Source organism: Streptomyces sp. NPDC006643, assembly GCF_042870175.1.
GTDB lineage: Bacteria > Actinomycetota > Actinomycetes > Streptomycetales > Streptomycetaceae > Streptomyces.
The window spans coordinates 236374-252391 of sequence record NZ_JBIAHA010000012.1; the positions used below are offsets into that span (position 1 = coordinate 236374).

Genomic DNA, 16018 nt, shown 5'->3' on the forward strand with positions numbered 1-16018 from the left:
CTTGACGAACGGTGGGACCCAGAAGGGAAAGCAGTGGCCGCGACTGTACCCGGCGGTATGCGACGGCGACAATCTTCGGCGGCTTTCCGGCGCTCTGGAAACGGGCATTCGGCCGTCTTTCGGCGGTCGACGGGCACACCTTTGGCCGTACGTTCGAGACTTGTTCGATTTCTAGGGTGTCGGTGAGGTGTCGAACCGACATCGAATCGGATGTGGGCGCAACCAATTTCCGCGCCGAGGTGTGAGCCGAGGTGCGAACCGCCGACCGGCCCCGACGGGGCCCGTGCGGCGACCTACGGGGTCCCTACGCCACCGATATCGCGCCGTCGGCCTGCTCATCGGCGCATTCCGTACCACTTCCGGCCCATTCGGCCACCTCGGCGAGCGCCGACTCCGAGATCTCCGCCGTGCCGTCCTGCTCCAGCACGTAGCGGATCCCGGCGGCGAGGGCCGGATGCACCGGCAGGGCGAGATGGCCGATACCGGTCACGCCCACGTTCTGCGCGATGAGGTCCGGATGCTCGACACGGGCCGCCTCCACCGGTGACATGACCTGGTCGAGATCGCTCCAGAAGCTGACGAACCGGGTCCGGCAGCCGGGCGCCGGCTCCCGCAGCTCCTCGATCAGGTCCGAGTCGGGGCGCATCTGCCGGACGACGGGGTGCGCGCTCGCGAGAGGGACGGCGGCCGTGCCCGCGTGGGGCGTGCCCATGGTGATCAGGGTTCGTACCCGTGCGTCGCCGCCCAGTCGCTGTACGTAGTACCGGCCGATCAGGCCGCCGAGGCTGTGGCCGATGATGTCGACCTCGCGGTGCCCCGTACGGGCGCAGATCTCCTCGATCTGGCGGCCGAGCACCTCGGCCGCCACCCGGATGTCGCTGGTCAGGGGCGAGAAATTGAGCGATTCGAGATGGCGCCAGCCGTGCCGGGCCAGGGAGCGGCGCAGCAGGACGAAGACGGAGCGGTTGTCCACGAAGCCGTGCAGCAGCAGAACCGGAGGGCGGGAGCGGCCCTCGGTGGGCAGTGTGGCGGTCCCGGGCGGCAGATCGGGGGCCAGGCGCTCCTTGGCGATACCGGCCGGATACAGCACCAGATGACCGGCCAGGATGGCTACCTCAAGCGCTGAGGCCCGCAGGAGCGTGACGGGCAGCTCCCAGGCCGCCGGCCGCCGTACCACTGACGGAAAGGGCGAGAGAAACTCGGCGAAAGGCGGGATCTTCATTGACCTACCTCCCTACGCCACTCGGGAAGCGACTCCCTTGCGGCTCCCGTGCCAGGTGGGGCCGGCACGATACAGAGTGAACATATCCCCATGTGTGATTTCCCCCTCCCCGGCCACCGCGAAACAGCCGGGTGCGAGATGCTGGAGATAACGTTCGTTCACCTCTCCGTCCCTCGCCGGTACGGGGACCCGTGCCAATGACGACGAAGTCGGTATGTGGAGGCAGTGATGGGTGTGACCGGTCCGATCCGTGTGGTGGTGGCCAAACCGGGTCTCGACGGCCACGATCGCGGGGCCAAGGTCATCGCGCGAGCGTTGCGGGATGCGGGTATGGAGGTCATCTACACCGGGCTGCACCAGACGCCCGAGCAGATCGTGGACACCGCGATCCAGGAGGACGCCGACGCGATCGGCCTGTCGATCCTGTCCGGCGCCCACAACACGCTGTTCGCGAAGGTCATCGACCTGCTGGAGCAGCACGACGCGCTGGACATCAAGGTCTTCGGCGGCGGCATCATCCCGGAGGCGGACATCGCGCCGCTGAAGGCGAAGGGCGTGGCGGAGATCTTCACGCCGGGTGCGACGACCACGTCGATCGTGGACTGGGTGAACGCGAACGTCCGACAGCCGGCGGGAGCCTAGGTCCTGTCTGGAGAGTCCGGCCCGGATCGGGCCCCCGGGGTGCCGGTTCGTTCTCAGGCGCCGGGCGGGGCGGGCGCCTCGGCCGGCGGTGCTTGGGTCGGTGGCGCTTCGGTCGGCCGTGCTTCGGCGTCGGCCAGCTCCGACATCATCGCGGCGCGCAGCCGCAGCGTGGAGACCAGCCGCTGGAACGCCTCCGACCAGTAGCCGCCCGCTCCCGGTGACGCGCCCTCCGATTCGTCCGGGGTGGCGGTGAGGATGTCCAGGCGGGGCGCCTCCACGGGGTCCAGACAGCGCTCGGCGAGACCCATCACACCGCTGAAGCTCCACGGGTAACTCCCGCCGTCCCGCGCGATGTCGAGCGCGTCGACGACGGCGCGGCCCAGCGGCCCGGACCACGGCACCGCGCACACACCCAGGAGCTGGAACGCCTCCGAGAGGCCGTGCGCGGCGATGAACTCCGCCACCCAGGAGGCCCGTTCCGGCACGGGCAGGGTGGCCAGCAGCTTCGCCCGCTCCGCCAGGGACGACGCCCCCGGGCCGATGGCCGGGGACGCGGCCGGCGGGCCCAGCAGGGCGCGCGCCCAGCGGGCGTCGCGCTGGCGGACCGCCGCGCGGCACCACGCCGCGTGCAGTTCGTCGGTCCAGTCGTCCAGGACCGGCAGCCTCACGATCTCCTCGGGCGTACGCTCCCCGAGCCGGTCCGGCCAGCTCGACAGCGGTGTCGCCTCCACCAACTGGCCCAGCCACCAGGACCGTTCGCCCCGGCCGCTGGGCGGTGTCGCGCTCACCCCGTCGCGCTGCATGCCCGCGTCGCACTCGTGCGGCGCCTCGACGACAAGGGTCGGGCCCGTGGGGCTGCCCGTACGGTCCAGACTCACGCACGTCGCCGCCCGCTCCGCCATCCGCGCGGCCAGCGCGGAGTTCGGCAGCGCGGACAGCAACTCCGCAGCTGTCGCGCGGACATTGCGGCTACGGTCGGCGAGCGCCTCCTCAAGGAAGGGCTCGTCGCTGTCGGACAGCCCGGCGCGCAGCGAGTCCAGGAACATCAGCCGGTCCTCGGCGCGCTCCGTCGGCCATGTCGTGGCCAGCAGCGCCCGCGCCGCGTCCGTGTCCCGCGCGCGTACGGCCGCCAGCAGCGCGACCCGCTCCGCGAACAGCCCCTGCTCCCACAACTGCCTTACGGCTTCGGTGTCCTGGGCGCTCGGCAGGACGGCGCCGCCGGGCGCACCGCGCAGGGCGAACTTCCAGTCCGGGTTGAAGCGCGCGAGCCAGAGCCCGCGCGGTCCGGCGAACGCGAGGGCGTGCGACCGCAGGTCGTTGCGCCCGCGCGCGGCGTCGAGCAGCGCCGGCAGCGCGGCGGCGGGGGCGCGGTAGCCGTGGTCGTTGGCGGCGGTGAGCCACTGGGGGAGCAGCTCGGTGAGATCAGGGGCCGTACCGCGCCTGCCTCCCGTACCGGCCGGGGCCGCGCGGTCGGCCAGCAACTGGGAAAGGCGCCGGCGCGCGGCCTCCGGCAAGGCGCGGCGGTCGTCGTGCGGCGCCGGCTCCGGCCGGGCGGCGGCGCGCGCCGGGAGCAGACCGGCGCGCCGCCGCACCGTGTGGAGCGCGGCGGCGTCCAGCAGCGCGACGGGCGCGTCCCGGCCGGGAGCCATGACATCCGCCGGCGGTGTGCGGCGGTCCGTGCCGAGCAGGGCCGACGTGACGAGCTCTTCCCAGGGAGTGGTGCCGGTCATCGGGTGCCTCCGTACGTATGGATACGTATAGATAGGACAGAGGGCGATCTGGACAGGGACAGGAACAGGGACAGGGACAGGAGGGAGTTCAGCGGTTCGGGCGGTCCGGGCGGTTCACGGTCACGTCATGTCAGCTGGACCGCGTCCGGCGAATCCGCCGACCAGACGGCGAGCGGCGTGAACCCCCGGTGCCCGCACTCGCCGAAGACCGTGACCGGGCCGCCGCCGGAGAGCGCCACCAGCGTCCACAGACCCGGCCGCCCGAGCGCGGCCGGCGCGATCGGCAGCGCCGACTCCCCTTCCGCGTCGGCCAGTTGCCAGCCGCCGTCCTTCCCGTACGGGACCGGGACGACATCGGTCAGCGTCACCGGCCAGGACTCCAGCCACGGATCCTCCCGCAGCGCCGACCCGTACGCCGCCACCGCCGCCGTGGTCGTCCCGCCCGGCGGAGGCCCCCCGGCCGGCCCGGGAACGCCCACCTCGTCGCCCAGATCGGCGCGCAACTGCCCCGCCCCCGCGTGCGGCGTCAGCTCCGCCTCGATCACCAGGCCCACCGGCAGCGCCGGTTGCGGAGCGCGGCCCGCGGCGCCGAACCCCAGCACCAGCGCCGTGCGCCCCGACTCCCGTCCGTACAGCCAGATCCGGCGCGTGGTGATCTTGCCGTCCGACGTGTCGTACTGCGCGAGGACCAGCCAGCGGTCCCGCACCGGCGGGCCCTCGGCGGGGGACGGCAGACCGACCCTGGTGCGGACCGTCGTCGCCAGAGGCGCGGGCAGCCGCTCGATCCCCAGCCAGCCTTGGTCCAGCAGATGCAGCAGCGCCGACTCCTCCAGCAGCCGCACCGGCCAGCCCGCCCCCGAACCCGGGATCGCGCCCAACTCCCGGACCCGCCCCGCCAGTCCCGGCGCCTGCGCGTCCACCATGCGCGCGGCCGTCTCCTCCCACAGCCCGTACCCCGACTGCTCGGCCGCCGCCAGCCCGCCGCGCAGCAGATCCGTCAGCCGCTGCTCAAGCTCCCGCGCCCCACCCGTGATCCGTGCCGCCCTGCGCTCCGCCCGGCGCCGGGCCGCCTCGGGGTCGGCCTGCTTGGCCACCCCGTCCGTCTCCTCCTTCGCCGCTTGCTCCGCCCGCTCCTCGCTCCGCTTCCTGCGGTCCCCCAGCCACTCCTCCGCCCAGTCGGGCGCAGCCCCGTCGCCCACGTCCACGACCGTCCTCACGGCGGAGGTCCCCTCGGCCGCCCAGAGCAGCAGCAGCCCCAGCGCGTGCTTGCACGGGAACTTGCGGCTCGGGCAACTGCACCTGTACGCAGGGCCTTTCGTGTCTATCACCGTCTGATACGGCTTCTGCCCGCTCCCCTTGCACAGACCCCACACGGCCCCCTCGCCGCTGCTGCCCGCGTCCGACCACGGCCCGGCCGCGCTCAGCCGGGCCCCCGCCTTGCGTGACGCAGCGTCAGGAGCCAGGGCCAGCACCTGCTCCGTGGTCCAGCGCACCCCCGCGTTATCCATGCCCAAGACGTTAGGCGCCACCACTGACAATCGCTCCTGACCTGCGGGAACGATCGATTGTCAGTGGCATGGTGCACGGTGGGTCCCATGCCCGGTCGAACGATCTGGAGGGGGATCCATGACCATGCCCGAAACGAGTGCGACGACCGCCGAGACGGTCGGCGGGACGGTCGGCGCCGAGGTCCTGCGACCGCACGCCGAGGACGCCTTCGCCGATGAGCTGCGCGCGCTCGCCGCCGCCGACGACCGGCCCCGGCCGGCCAGATGGCGGCTGTCGCCGTGGGCGGTCGCGACGTATCTCCTCGGCGGCACACTCCCCGACGGCACCGTCATCTCGCCGAAGTACGTGGGCCCGCGCCGGATCGTCGAAGTCGCCGTCACCACCCTCGCCACCGACCGCGCCCTGCTGCTCCTCGGCGTTCCCGGCACCGCCAAGACCTGGGTGTCCGAGCATCTGGCCGCCGCAGTCAGCGGTGACTCGACGCTGCTGGTGCAGGGGACGGCGGGTACGCCCGAGGAGGCGATCCGCTACGGGTGGAACTACGCGCAGCTGCTCGCCCACGGCCCGAGCAGGAACGCGCTCGTCTCCAGCCCCGTCATGCGGGCCATGGCGGAGGGCATGACCGCCCGGATCGAGGAGCTGACCCGTATCCCTGCGGACGTGCAGGACTCGCTCATCACGATCCTCTCCGAGAAGACCTTGCCGGTCCCCGAGTTGGGACAGGAGATCCAGGCGGTCCGCGGGTTCAACGTGATCGCCACGGCCAACGACCGCGACCGGGGGATCAACGACCTGTCGAGCGCGCTTCGGCGCCGCTTCAACACCGTCGTCCTGCCGCTGCCCGCCACCGCCGAGGCGGAGGTCGACATCGTCTCGCGGCGCGTCGACCAGATCGGGCGCTCGCTCGACCTGCCGGGCGGCCTCGAAGGCATCGCCGAGATCCGGCGGGTCGTCACGGTCTTCCGCGAACTGCGCGACGGCGTCACGGCCGACGGGCGTACGAAGATCAAGTCCCCGTCCGGGACGCTCTCCACGGCCGAGGCGATCTCCGTCGTCACCAACGGCCTGGCGCTCGCCGCGCACTTCGGCGACGGTGTGCTGCGCCCCGGAGACGTCGCGTCCGGCATCCTCGGCGCCGTCGTGCGCGACCCGGCGGCCGACCGGGTGATCTGGCAGGAGTATGTGGAAACGGTCGTGCGCGAGCGGGACGGCTGGAAGGACTTCTACCGGGCCTGCCGAGAGGTCGGCGCATGACGACGCCCGTCCGGGACACGGGCCGGCCGGCCGGGAGCGGGCCGCTGCTGCTCGGCGTCCGCCACCACGGGCCAGGCTCGGCCCGCGCGGTGGGGGCCGCGCTCGACGCGGCGTCGCCGGCGGCGGTCCTGATCGAGGGCCCGCCCGAGGGTGACGCGCTGGTGTCCCTCGCCGCGGACGCGCAGATGCGCCCGCCCGTCGCGCTGCTGGCCCACGCCGTGGACGATCCGGGCCGCGCGGCGTTCTGGCCGCTGGCCGAGTTCTCCCCGGAGTGGGTGGCGATCCGCTGGGCCCTGGCGCACGACGTCCCGGTCCGCTTCATCGACCTTCCCGCGACGCACTCGCTGGCGTTCAAGGAGGGAGAAAGGGACGAGGACGAGGCGACGGACACCGACACCGACACTGACACCGACCCCGACCCCGGCCCCGACACCCGCGCGCACGCGCTGCGGATCGACCCGCTCGCCGTCCTCGCCGAAGCCGCCGGGTACGACGACGCCGAGCGGTGGTGGGAGGACGTCGTGGAGCACCGGAGCGGCGCGGCCGACGACGACCCGTTCGCGCCGTTCGCCGCCGTCGCGGAGGCGATGGGCGCCCTCCGTGAGGAGTACGGGGACGGCGGACACCGGCGGGACCTGGTCCGGGAGGCGTACATGCGCCTTCAACTCCGGGCCGCGCGCAAGGAGTTCGGCGACGACCGGGTCGCCGTCGTCTGTGGTGCCTGGCATGTGCCCGCACTCGGCGCGGGGAGCACGGCCACCGCCGACCGCGCGCTTCTCAAGGGGCTGCCCAAGGTCAAGTCCGAGCTGACCTGGGTGCCGTGGACCCATCAGCGGCTGGCCAGGCACAGCGGTTACGGCGCCGGTATCGACTCCCCTGGGTGGTACGGGCATCTCTTCGGCGCGCCCGACCGGCCCGTGACGCGCTGGATGACCAAGGTCGCGGGTCTGCTGCGCGAGGAGGACCAGCCGGTCTCCTCCGCGCATGTCATCGAGGCCGTACGGCTCGCCGAGACCCTGGCCACCCTGCGCGGCCGGCCGCTCGCCGGGCTCACCGAGACGACCGACGCGATCCGTGCCGTCATGTGCGACGGGTCCGACGTGCCGCTCGGGCTCATCAGGGACCGGCTCATCGTCGGGGACGTGCTGGGGGAGGTCCCCGACTCCGCGCCCGCGGTCCCCCTGCAACGCGATCTGACCCGGCTCCAGCGCTCGTTGCGGCTGAAGCCGGAGGCGATGGAACGGGAGCTGGATCTCGACCTCCGTAAAGAGACCGACGCGGGGCGCAGCAGGATGCTGCACCGGCTGCGGCTGCTCGGTATCGGCTGGGGCGAACCGGCCGCGGGCCGCGGCAGCACCGGCACGTTCCGCGAGACCTGGCGGCTGCGCTGGGAGCCCGAGTTGTACGTACGGGTCGCCGAGGCCGGGGGCTGGGGCACCACGGTCCTCTCGGCGGCCACCGCGAAAGCCGAGTCGCAGGCGGTGTCGGCGACCGCGCTCTCCGAAGTCACGGCCCTGGCCGAGCAGTGTCTCCTGGCCGAACTGACCGACGCGCTGCCCGTGGTGATGAGAGCCCTCGCGGACCGCGCCGCGCTGGACGCGGACGTCGGCCACCTCGCCCAGGCCCTGCCCGCGCTCGCCCGCTCGCTGCGTTACGGAGACGTACGGTCCACCGACACGGCCGCCCTCGGCGAGGTCGCCGCCGGGCTCGCCGAGCGCATCTGCGTCGGGCTGCCGCCCGCCTGCGCCGCGCTCGACGCGGACGGCGCGGCCGAGATGAGAGCCCACCTCGACAGCGTCCACAGCGCGATCGGCCTGCTGCCCGACGCCCCCGGCCGCCCCGCCGGGGACCTCTCCGGCCGCTGGTTCGCCGTCCTGCGGAAACTGGCCGGGCGGGACACCGTGCCCGGCGTCATCCGGGGCAGGGCGACCCGGCTGCTGCTGGACGACGGACGCCTTCCCGAGGACGAGGCCGCGCGCCTCATGGGCCTCGCCCTGTCGCCCGGCACCCCGCCGGCCGACGCGGCGGCCTGGATCGAGGGGTTCGTCGGAGGAGCGTCCGGCGGCGGAATGCTGCTGGTCCACGACGAACGGCTGCTCGCCCTCGTGGACACCTGGCTGACCGGGGTGCCGGCCGGCTCGTTCACCGATGTGCTGCCCCTGCTGCGCCGTACGTTCTCGGCGTACGAGCCCGGAGTGCGCCGCACGCTCGGCGAGTTGGTCCGGCGCGGACCGGCGGGCGGCGGCGCGGGGCCCGATCGCGCGGAGGCGGGGATCCCGGGCTTCGGCACCGCCGTCGACGAGGCCCGCGCGGACGCGGTCCTGCCCGTGCTGCGCCTGCTCCTCGGCGACCCCGATCACCGGAGCGACCATCACCACAGCGACCACGACAACGACCTCGCGGGGGTGGCCCGATGACCACGGCCGGCACGACGGACAACCGGGCGGACACCCCGGCGGACAAAGCGACCGACAAAGCGACCGACAACCCGACCGACGAAGCGACCGACAACGCGGCCCCTGGCACGACGGCCCCTGGCATGACGGCCGACGCGGCCGACGAGCGGCTGCGGCGCTGGCGGCTGGTCCTCGGCGGCGACACGGCCGACGGCACCGGCCGCGCGCTCACCGGCCAGGACGCCGCCATGGACGGCGCGTTGACCGCCCTCTACGGAGGCGGGGGCGGCGGCACGGGCACCTCCAGGAAGGGCGGCGGCAACCGCTCCGCGGGGCTCGGCGCCTCCGCCCCCTCCGTCGCCCGCTGGCTCGGCGACATCCGTACGTACTTCCCCAGCTCCGTCGTGCAGGTCATGCAGCGCGACGCGATCCAGCGCCTCGGACTCTCCGCGCTCCTGCTGGAGCCGGAGATGCTGGAGGCCGTCGAGGCGGACGTCCATCTCGTCGGCACGCTCCTGTCTCTCAACAAGGCCATGCCCGAGACGACCAAGGAGACGGCGCGCGCCGTCGTAAGGAAAGTCGTCGCCGACATCGAGAAGCGGCTCGCCACCCGCACCCGGGCCACCCTCACCGGCGCCCTCGACCGCTCCGCGCGGATCAACCGGCCGCGCCACCGCGACATCGACTGGGACCGCACGATCCGCGCCAATCTCAAGAACTACCTGCCGGAGTACGGCACGGTCGTCCCCGAACGCCTCATCGGATACGGCCGCGCCTCGCAGTCCGTGAAGAAGGAGGTCGTGCTCTGCATCGACCAGTCCGGGTCGATGGCGGCGTCCGTCGTCTACGCCTCCGTCTTCGGCGCCGTCCTCGCCTCGATGCGCTCCATCGCCACCCGCCTCGTCGTCTTCGACACCGCCGTCGTCGACCTCACCGACCAGCTCGACGACCCGGTCGACGTCCTGTTCGGCACCCAGCTCGGCGGCGGCACGGACATCAACCGCGCCCTCGCCTACTGCCAGTCGCAGATCACCCGGCCCGCCGACACCGTCGTCGTCCTGATCAGCGACCTCTACGAGGGCGGCATCCGTGACGAGATGCTGAAGCGGGTCGCCGCGATGAAGGCGTCCGGTGTGCAGTTCGTGGCGCTCCTCGCGCTGTCCGACGAGGGTGCCCCCGCCTACGACCGCGACCACGCGGCGGCGCTGGCCGCGCTCGGCGCCCCGGCCTTCGCCTGCACCCCGGACCTGTTCCCGGAGGTAATGGCGGCGGCGATCGAGAAGCGCCCCCTGCCGATACCGGACACGGCGTAGGAGAGCCGCCGGCGAGCGTGCCTGTGACAGGTATCACCGCTCAGGGGTGATCTGTGATTTAGGGGTCCACGGCCCACGGGGATAACCTGCGAGACGGACATGCCGCGCTCCGGGACTCCGTCTGCGCCTTCCTTGTGACAAGTGCAGTCACGCTGTGACACGTGCAGTCACGTTGCCCATCGCGGCACGCCCACGCAGATTACGAACCGCGATCACTGCGAATCTTAGAAGACAGACAAGGGACGGACGCGCGTGGACCTGTTCGAGTATCAGGCGAGGGACCTCTTCGCCAAGCACGGTGTACCGGTGCTGGCCGGTGAAGTCATCGAAACGCCTGAGGCGGCGCGCGAGGTGGCGACGCGTCTCGGCGGCAAGGCTGTCGTCAAGGCGCAGGTCAAGGTCGGCGGCCGGGGCAAGGCCGGCGGCGTGAAGCTGGCCTCCGACCCGGACGACGCGGTCGCCAAGGCCGACGCCATTCTGGGTATGGACATCAAGGGCCACACGGTCCACAAGGTGATGCTGGCCCAGACGGCGGACATCGCGGAGGAGTACTACGTCTCCTTCCTCCTCGACCGCACCAACCGCACCTTCCTGGCCATGGCCTCCGTCGAGGGCGGCGTCGAGATCGAGGTCGTCGCCGAGGAGAACCCCGACGCGCTCGCCAAGATCCCGGTCGACGCCAACGAGGGCTGCACCCCGGAGAAGGCCGCCGAGATCGTCGCGGCGGCCAAGTTCCCGGCCGAGATCGCCGGCCAGGTCGCCGACGTCCTCCAGCAGCTGTGGACCGTCTTCATCAAGGAAGACGCCCTGCTCGTCGAGGTCAACCCGCTGATCAAGTCCGGTGACGGCAAGATCATCGCGCTGGACGGCAAGGTCTCGCTCGACGAGAACGCCGACTTCCGCCAGCCCGACCACGCGGCTCTTGAGGACAAGGCCGCGGCCAACCCCCTCGAAGCCGCCGCCAAGGCCAAGCACCTCAACTACGTCAAGCTCGACGGTGAGGTCGGCATCATCGGCAACGGCGCGGGGCTCGTCATGAGCACCCTCGACGTCGTCGCGTACGCGGGCGAGGCCCACGGCGGTGTGAAGCCCGCCAACTTCCTCGACATCGGCGGCGGCGCCTCGGCCGAGGTCATGGCGAACGGCCTGGAGATCATCCTCGGCGACCCGGACGTCCGGTCCGTCTTCGTCAACGTCTTCGGCGGAATCACCGCGTGCGACGAGGTCGCCAACGGCATCGTCCAGGCCCTGGAGCTGCTCAAGTCCAAGGGTGAGACCGTCAGCAAGCCCCTGGTCGTTCGCCTCGACGGCAACAACGCGGAGCTGGGTCGCAAGATCCTGTCGGACGCCAACCACCCGCTCGTACAGCGTGTGGACACCATGGACGGCGCGGCCGACAAGGCCGCCGAGCTCGCGGCTGCGAAGTAAAGGTAAAGGTCACCAACACCATGGCTATTTTCCTGACCAAGGAAAGCAAGGTCATCGTCCAGGGGATGACCGGTGCCACCGGCATGAAGCACACCAAGCTCATGCTCGCTGACGGCACCAACATCGTCGGCGGAGTCAACCCGCGCAAGGCCGGCACGTCCGTCGACTTCGACGGCACCGACGTTCCCGTCTTCGGCTCCGTCAAGGAAGCGATGGAGCAGACGGGCGCCGACGTCTCCGTCCTCTTCGTGCCCCCGGCCCACGCCAAGGCCGCCGTCGTCGAGGCCATCGACGCCGAGATCGGTCTCGCCGTCGTCATCACCGAGGGCATCGCGGTGCACGACTCCGCCGCCTTCTGGGCGTACGCGTCGAGCAAGGGCAACAAGACCCGGATCATCGGCCCGAACTGCCCCGGTCTCATCACGCCCGGCCAGTCCAACGCCGGCATCATCCCGGGCGACATCACCAAGCCCGGCCGTATCGGTCTCGTGTCCAAGTCCGGCACGCTGACCTACCAGATGATGTACGAGCTGCGCGACATCGGCTTCTCGTCCGCCATCGGCATCGGCGGCGACCCGGTCATCGGTACGACGCACATCGACGCCCTTGAGGCGTTCGAGGCCGACCCCGACACCGACCTCATCGTGATGATCGGCGAGATCGGCGGCGACGCCGAGGAGCGCGCGGCCGACTTCATCGCCAAGCACGTGACCAAGCCGGTCGTCGGCTATGTCGCGGGCTTCACGGCGCCCGAGGGCAAGACGATGGGCCACGCCGGCGCCATCGTCTCGGGCTCGTCGGGCACCGCGTCGGCCAAGAAGGACGCCCTTGAGGCGGCGGGCGTCAAGGTCGGCAAGACGCCGACCGAGACGGCCGGTCTGGCCCGAGCCATTCTCGCGGGCTGACACCAGGCGGTACGGTCGTACGGAGTACGGCAGTTGTACTGCTGGACAACGCGCGTGGGCCCGCACCTTTCAGGTGGTGCGGGCCCACGCGCGTCCTTGTGCCGCACTGACGGAGAGTCAGGTCGCGGTGTCGGGAAGCGGCGTCAGAGGCGGGGTCAGGGGCGGTGTCAGGGGATCCGGGGCACCAGCCGCTCCGGCCCGTTCATCGGCACGGCACGGAGCTTGGCCCGCAGCTTCAGGTCCTGCTCGGTGAGCTTCTGCGGCCCCATCGGCGCCGGTACCCCACCCACTCGCTGACCGGGCGCGGGCGTCGGCTCGTACTGCCTCGGCGCCGTGACGACCGTGAAGGCCGTCGCGCCGATGATCAGCACGGTGACGGCGATCGCGGCCCGCGTCCAGAACTTGGCGCGGCGCTCACTGCTCACCCGTACCGCGGGCGCGCTCGCGACGGCCGGCGCGGACACCGTCTCCACCAGCTCCCGCAGCCGCTCGTGCAGGACCTGCGCGTCCGCGAGGTCGGGCAACTGATCGGCCACCGCCTCGCGCGCGTGCAGCAGCCGGTTGGCGGCGGCCGGGGTGGTGGCCTCGGTCTCCGCGGCCGTCTCGGGCAGATCGAGGCCCAGACCGTCGTACAGCAGCAGCGTGCGCCGGTACATCGGGGGCAGATCGAGCAGCGCCTTGCGCAGCGCACGCCCGGCGCGCTCACCGTTGGGCGGGTCCGGATGCCGGTGGGCGCGGCGGAACCGGTGCCAGGGCGATGTCGCGTAGTCGTACGCCGCGCCCCGCACCCAGCCCGCCGGGTCGCGGTCGACAGCGACCTCGGGCCACCGGTGCCAGGCCAGATGGAAGGCGCGCTCGACGGACTCCTGGGCGAGGGTGCGGCGCCCGGTGAGCAGATACGTCTGGCGTACGAGGGCGGGGGAGGCGTACGCGTACAGCTCGTCGAACGCCTGGGCGGGCGTCAGCCTCGCTGCCTCAGCGGCGGCGGCCCCGGCGAGGGCCTCGGCCTTCTCCTTGCGGCGCCGGGCGTTCTGCCGGGACCGGTTGTCGGCCTCGACGGCGCGGACCGGGCGGCGGTTGAGGGGCTTCTTGCGGGAGGGCGCGGGGGCGGGGGAGGGGGCGGGGGTTTCGACGCTCACGGCCTCCGGAGCCACTGCCACCGCCGGAGCGGGAGCCGGTGATGGTGCCGTTTCGGGTGCCTGCTGTTCCGTCGGCGGCTGCTCCGCAGCGGCGTTCTCCGGACTCTCCGGGTTCTCGGGGCTCTCCGGACTCGCCGGATTCTCGGGAGTCTTCGACCGCTTCTTCCGCTTCGCGCGCTTCTTCTCGTCGAGTTCCGCCGCGTACGCCTCCAGCAACCGGGCGTACGCCTCGCGTCTGCGCCCCTGCGGAGTCGTACGCCCCGTCTCCCAGGACCGCACCGTCGTCTGGGTGACCCCCAGCGCTTCCGCGACCTGCTTCTCGGTCATGGCCTTCGCCTCGCGCAGCCTGCGCCGCTCCTTGGGGGAGGGAAGCGGGGGTACGGAGGAGGTACGAGTGGTGCTCTGCGTCATGAGGAACTCCCCGCAGCACTGTACTGGCCGAAAAAGTACATAAACGTATATTGAGCGACACAGCGGCTATCCGCCTGTTACGCGGTTTAAGCGCGTGTCGTTGGGAGCATGGCGCCGTGACCCAAGTGAGCGAGCGCAGCACCACGTTGTCCTCGGCCTCGGCCGCCGAACGAGGCCGGGCCGCCGCCCTGACCGCCGCGTTCCTCCGGGGCGCACTGGCCGCAGGCCTCGGCCTCGGCGGCCTCGCCGTGCTGGTCATCGCCGCCTGGATCAGCTCGCCGTACCCCGACAGCGGCGCGGGCGGGGCCCTCCATATCGCGGCGGCGCTCTGGCTGTTGGCCCACGGCGCGGAGCTGGTACGGCCCGACACACTGTCAGGAGTGCCCGCGCCCATCGGAGTCGTCCCCCTGCTGGTCGTGGCCCTGCCCGTGTGGCTGGTCTACCGCTCCTCGCGCGACGCCCTGGAACCGGACGAGGGCCGGCCGCAGCTCACGGCTCTCGGCGGGCTGTGCACGGTCGCGGGTGGATATCTGCTGGTCGGCGCGGCTGTCATCGTCTACGCGCGAGGCGGGCCGATCTCCACGGACACACTCGGTACGGCGCTCAGGCTGCCCCTGGTACCCGTGCTCTCGGCCGTCGCCGGAGTCTGGGTCGCGAGTGGGCGGCCACTCAACCCGCTGCTCGACCGGCTGCCCGGCCTCAGAGGCTCGGGTTCCGGCGCCGCCGAGGGCGTGGGCGCCGCCGTGGCCGCCGGGAGGCGTCGCCGGGCCGTCGTCGTGATGCGGTCGGCGACAGCCGGGACGGCGGTGCTGCTGGGCGGCGGCCTCCTCCTGGTCGCGACCTCGCTGATCTGGCACGCGGACGCCGCCCAGGAATCCTTCCTCCAACTGGCGGCGGCCTGGTCCGGACGGGTCGCCGTACTGCTGCTGTCCCTCGCGCTGCTCCCGAACGCGGCGGTCTGGGGCGCGTCGTACGCGCTCGGCCCCGGCTTCGCCCTCGGTACGTCGGCGACCGTCACCCCGCTCGCCGTCACCGGCCACCCCGCGCTGCCGCCCTTTCCGCTGCTGGCCGCCGTGCCCGCCGAGGGGCCCGGCACGGCCGTGACCTGGGCGGCGGGGGCCGTGCCACTGCTGGCCGGGCTGACGATCGCCTGGTTCACGGTACGAGTCGCCGCCCCGCCCTACGCCGAACGGGACGAGGCGTGGAGCGCGCGCGACACCGCGCTCGCGGCGGCGCTCGCCGGTGCCGGGTGCGCCGTCCTGACGGCGGCGTTGGCCGCACTCGCGGGCGGGCCGCTGGGGACGGCGCGGCTGGTGGAGTTCGGGCCGGTGTGGTGGCAGACCGGGGTGGCGGCGCTGGCCTGGACGGTGGTCATCGGCGTACCGACGGCGCTGCTGGTACGGGCCTGGCGGCTGCGCGACCGGCGCGGGACGGCCGACGAGGCGGGAGAAGTGGGGGTCGTGGCAGAAGCGGAAGAGGTGAGAGAGATGGGAGAGGTGGGAGAGGCGGACGTGAGCGAGGTGAGCCAGGTGAGTGGGACGGACAGCACGGACGGCGCGGACCCGGCCACCGCGAAGAGCACCTGGTGGCGACGGCCGCCGTGGAGGCGCGCCGCGGTGACGACCGAGAAGGACGCCGACGACGGACCGGCGGAGCCGGCGAACGAGGACGCGCCACCCACGCTGGGCGACGCGGACCGGACGGAGGCGCCGTACGACTTTCTGCCGATGGACGCCTGGCACGACCGGGACGCCCAGGAGGCGCGTTGGGCGGCGATCAAGGAGGCGTCCGGTGGTCTGATGACCGCCTTCCCGCCGACCGTACCCACGCCTGAAGCCGAGTCGGAACCCCAGCCCGAGCCCGAGCCCGAGTCTGAGCCCCGGTCGGAGCCTGAGCCGAAGAAGAAAGCCGCCGACTGACCCACACCCACCACTCGTACGAGCGGCGGGGGCCCCCCCCCCCCCCCCCGGGGGGGGGGGGGGGCGCCGGGGCGCGGGGGGGGGGGCCCCGCGCCGCCGGGTCGGCCCCCCGGCGGGCCCCCGCGGGGGGCGGGGTGGGGGGGGGGGGGC

At 72.7% G+C, this 16018-nt stretch carries 11 protein-coding genes; 7 read left to right on the forward strand and 4 right to left on the reverse strand.

The window, feature by feature from the left end; all coding sequences use genetic code 11:
- Nucleotides 1-304: 304 nt before the first annotated feature.
- Entirely contained in the window at nucleotides 305-1222 is a 918-nt protein-coding gene (locus ACFYNU_RS18585) for an alpha/beta fold hydrolase (protein WP_356586953.1), read from the reverse strand.
- A 228-nt stretch (nucleotides 1223-1450) separates the two neighbouring features.
- On the opposite strand from ACFYNU_RS18585, the gene ACFYNU_RS18590 reads away from it, so the two are divergent.
- Nucleotides 1451-1864 carry a cobalamin B12-binding domain-containing protein gene (locus ACFYNU_RS18590; protein ID WP_356586955.1) on the forward strand — a complete coding sequence of 138 codons (414 nt, stop codon included), beginning with the start codon at nucleotides 1451-1453 and terminating at the stop codon, nucleotides 1862-1864.
- A gap of 53 nt (nucleotides 1865-1917) precedes the next feature.
- Here ACFYNU_RS18590 and ACFYNU_RS18595 read toward each other — a convergent pair whose 3' ends face one another.
- Together ACFYNU_RS18595 and ACFYNU_RS18600 are read right to left on the reverse strand one after the other, a co-directional pair.
- On the reverse strand, nucleotides 1918-3594 hold the full coding sequence (locus tag ACFYNU_RS18595) for a DUF5691 domain-containing protein (protein ID WP_356586957.1): 1677 nt from the start codon (nucleotides 3592-3594) through the stop codon (nucleotides 1918-1920).
- A 125-nt stretch (nucleotides 3595-3719) separates the two neighbouring features.
- Complete coding sequence (locus ACFYNU_RS18600; RefSeq protein WP_356586959.1) at nucleotides 3720-5102, reverse strand: SWIM zinc finger family protein; 1383 nt, start codon at nucleotides 5100-5102, stop codon at nucleotides 3720-3722.
- A gap of 118 nt (nucleotides 5103-5220) precedes the next feature.
- Between ACFYNU_RS18600 and ACFYNU_RS18605 the strand changes: the two genes are divergently transcribed.
- From ACFYNU_RS18605 to sucD, 5 genes are all read left to right on the forward strand, one after another.
- A complete protein-coding gene (locus ACFYNU_RS18605; RefSeq protein WP_356586961.1) occupies nucleotides 5221-6357 on the forward strand; it encodes an AAA family ATPase in 1137 nt (378 codons plus the stop codon).
- Nucleotides 6354-8774, forward strand: a complete 2421-nt coding sequence (locus ACFYNU_RS18610) for a DUF5682 family protein (RefSeq protein WP_356586963.1) — start codon at nucleotides 6354-6356, stop codon at nucleotides 8772-8774. The genes ACFYNU_RS18605 and ACFYNU_RS18610 overlap by 4 nt, the downstream gene beginning before the upstream one ends.
- Nucleotides 8775-8896: 122 nt before the next feature.
- Nucleotides 8897-10066 (forward strand): VWA domain-containing protein, encoded by a 1170-nt coding sequence (locus ACFYNU_RS18615; protein WP_356587008.1) that lies wholly within the window; start codon nucleotides 8897-8899, stop codon nucleotides 10064-10066.
- A 252-nt stretch (nucleotides 10067-10318) separates the two neighbouring features.
- Entirely contained in the window at nucleotides 10319-11494 is a 1176-nt protein-coding gene (gene sucC / locus ACFYNU_RS18620; protein WP_356586965.1) for an ADP-forming succinate--CoA ligase subunit beta, read from the forward strand.
- A 20-nt stretch (nucleotides 11495-11514) separates the two neighbouring features.
- On the forward strand, nucleotides 11515-12399 hold the full coding sequence (sucD, locus tag ACFYNU_RS18625; RefSeq protein WP_356586967.1) for a succinate--CoA ligase subunit alpha: 885 nt from the start codon (nucleotides 11515-11517) through the stop codon (nucleotides 12397-12399).
- 167 nt (nucleotides 12400-12566) lie between these two features.
- Here sucD and ACFYNU_RS18630 read toward each other — a convergent pair whose 3' ends face one another.
- Nucleotides 12567-13949 (reverse strand): helix-turn-helix domain-containing protein, encoded by a 1383-nt coding sequence (locus tag ACFYNU_RS18630; RefSeq protein ID WP_356586969.1) that lies wholly within the window; start codon nucleotides 13947-13949, stop codon nucleotides 12567-12569.
- Nucleotides 13950-14065: 116 nt separating this feature from the next.
- On the opposite strand from ACFYNU_RS18630, the gene ACFYNU_RS18635 reads away from it, so the two are divergent.
- Nucleotides 14066-15868, forward strand: a complete 1803-nt coding sequence (locus ACFYNU_RS18635) for a DUF6350 family protein (protein WP_356586971.1) — start codon at nucleotides 14066-14068, stop codon at nucleotides 15866-15868.
- Nucleotides 15869-16018: the final 150 nt, after the last annotated feature.

What these genes read in the sequence shown, in the direction of transcription:
- ACFYNU_RS18585 (WP_356586953.1), bottom strand. Translation starts at nt 1,222, where the DNA reads ATGAAGATCCCGCCTTTCGCCGAGTTTCTCTCGCCCTTTCCGTCAGTG.
- ACFYNU_RS18590 (WP_356586955.1), top strand. Translation starts at nt 1,451, where the DNA reads ATGGGTGTGACCGGTCCGATCCGTGTGGTGGTGGCCAAACCGGGTCTC.
- ACFYNU_RS18595 (WP_356586957.1), bottom strand. Translation starts at nt 3,594, where the DNA reads ATGACCGGCACCACTCCCTGGGAAGAGCTCGTCACGTCGGCCCTGCTC.
- ACFYNU_RS18600 (WP_356586959.1), bottom strand. Translation starts at nt 5,102, where the DNA reads ATGGATAACGCGGGGGTGCGCTGGACCACGGAGCAGGTGCTGGCCCTG.
- ACFYNU_RS18605 (WP_356586961.1), top strand. Translation starts at nt 5,221, where the DNA reads ATGACCATGCCCGAAACGAGTGCGACGACCGCCGAGACGGTCGGCGGG.
- ACFYNU_RS18610 (WP_356586963.1), top strand. Translation starts at nt 6,354, where the DNA reads ATGACGACGCCCGTCCGGGACACGGGCCGGCCGGCCGGGAGCGGGCCG.
- ACFYNU_RS18615 (WP_356587008.1), top strand. Translation starts at nt 8,897, where the DNA reads ATGACGGCCGACGCGGCCGACGAGCGGCTGCGGCGCTGGCGGCTGGTC.
- sucD (WP_356586967.1), top strand. Translation starts at nt 11,515, where the DNA reads ATGGCTATTTTCCTGACCAAGGAAAGCAAGGTCATCGTCCAGGGGATG.
- ACFYNU_RS18630 (WP_356586969.1), bottom strand. Translation starts at nt 13,949, where the DNA reads ATGACGCAGAGCACCACTCGTACCTCCTCCGTACCCCCGCTTCCCTCC.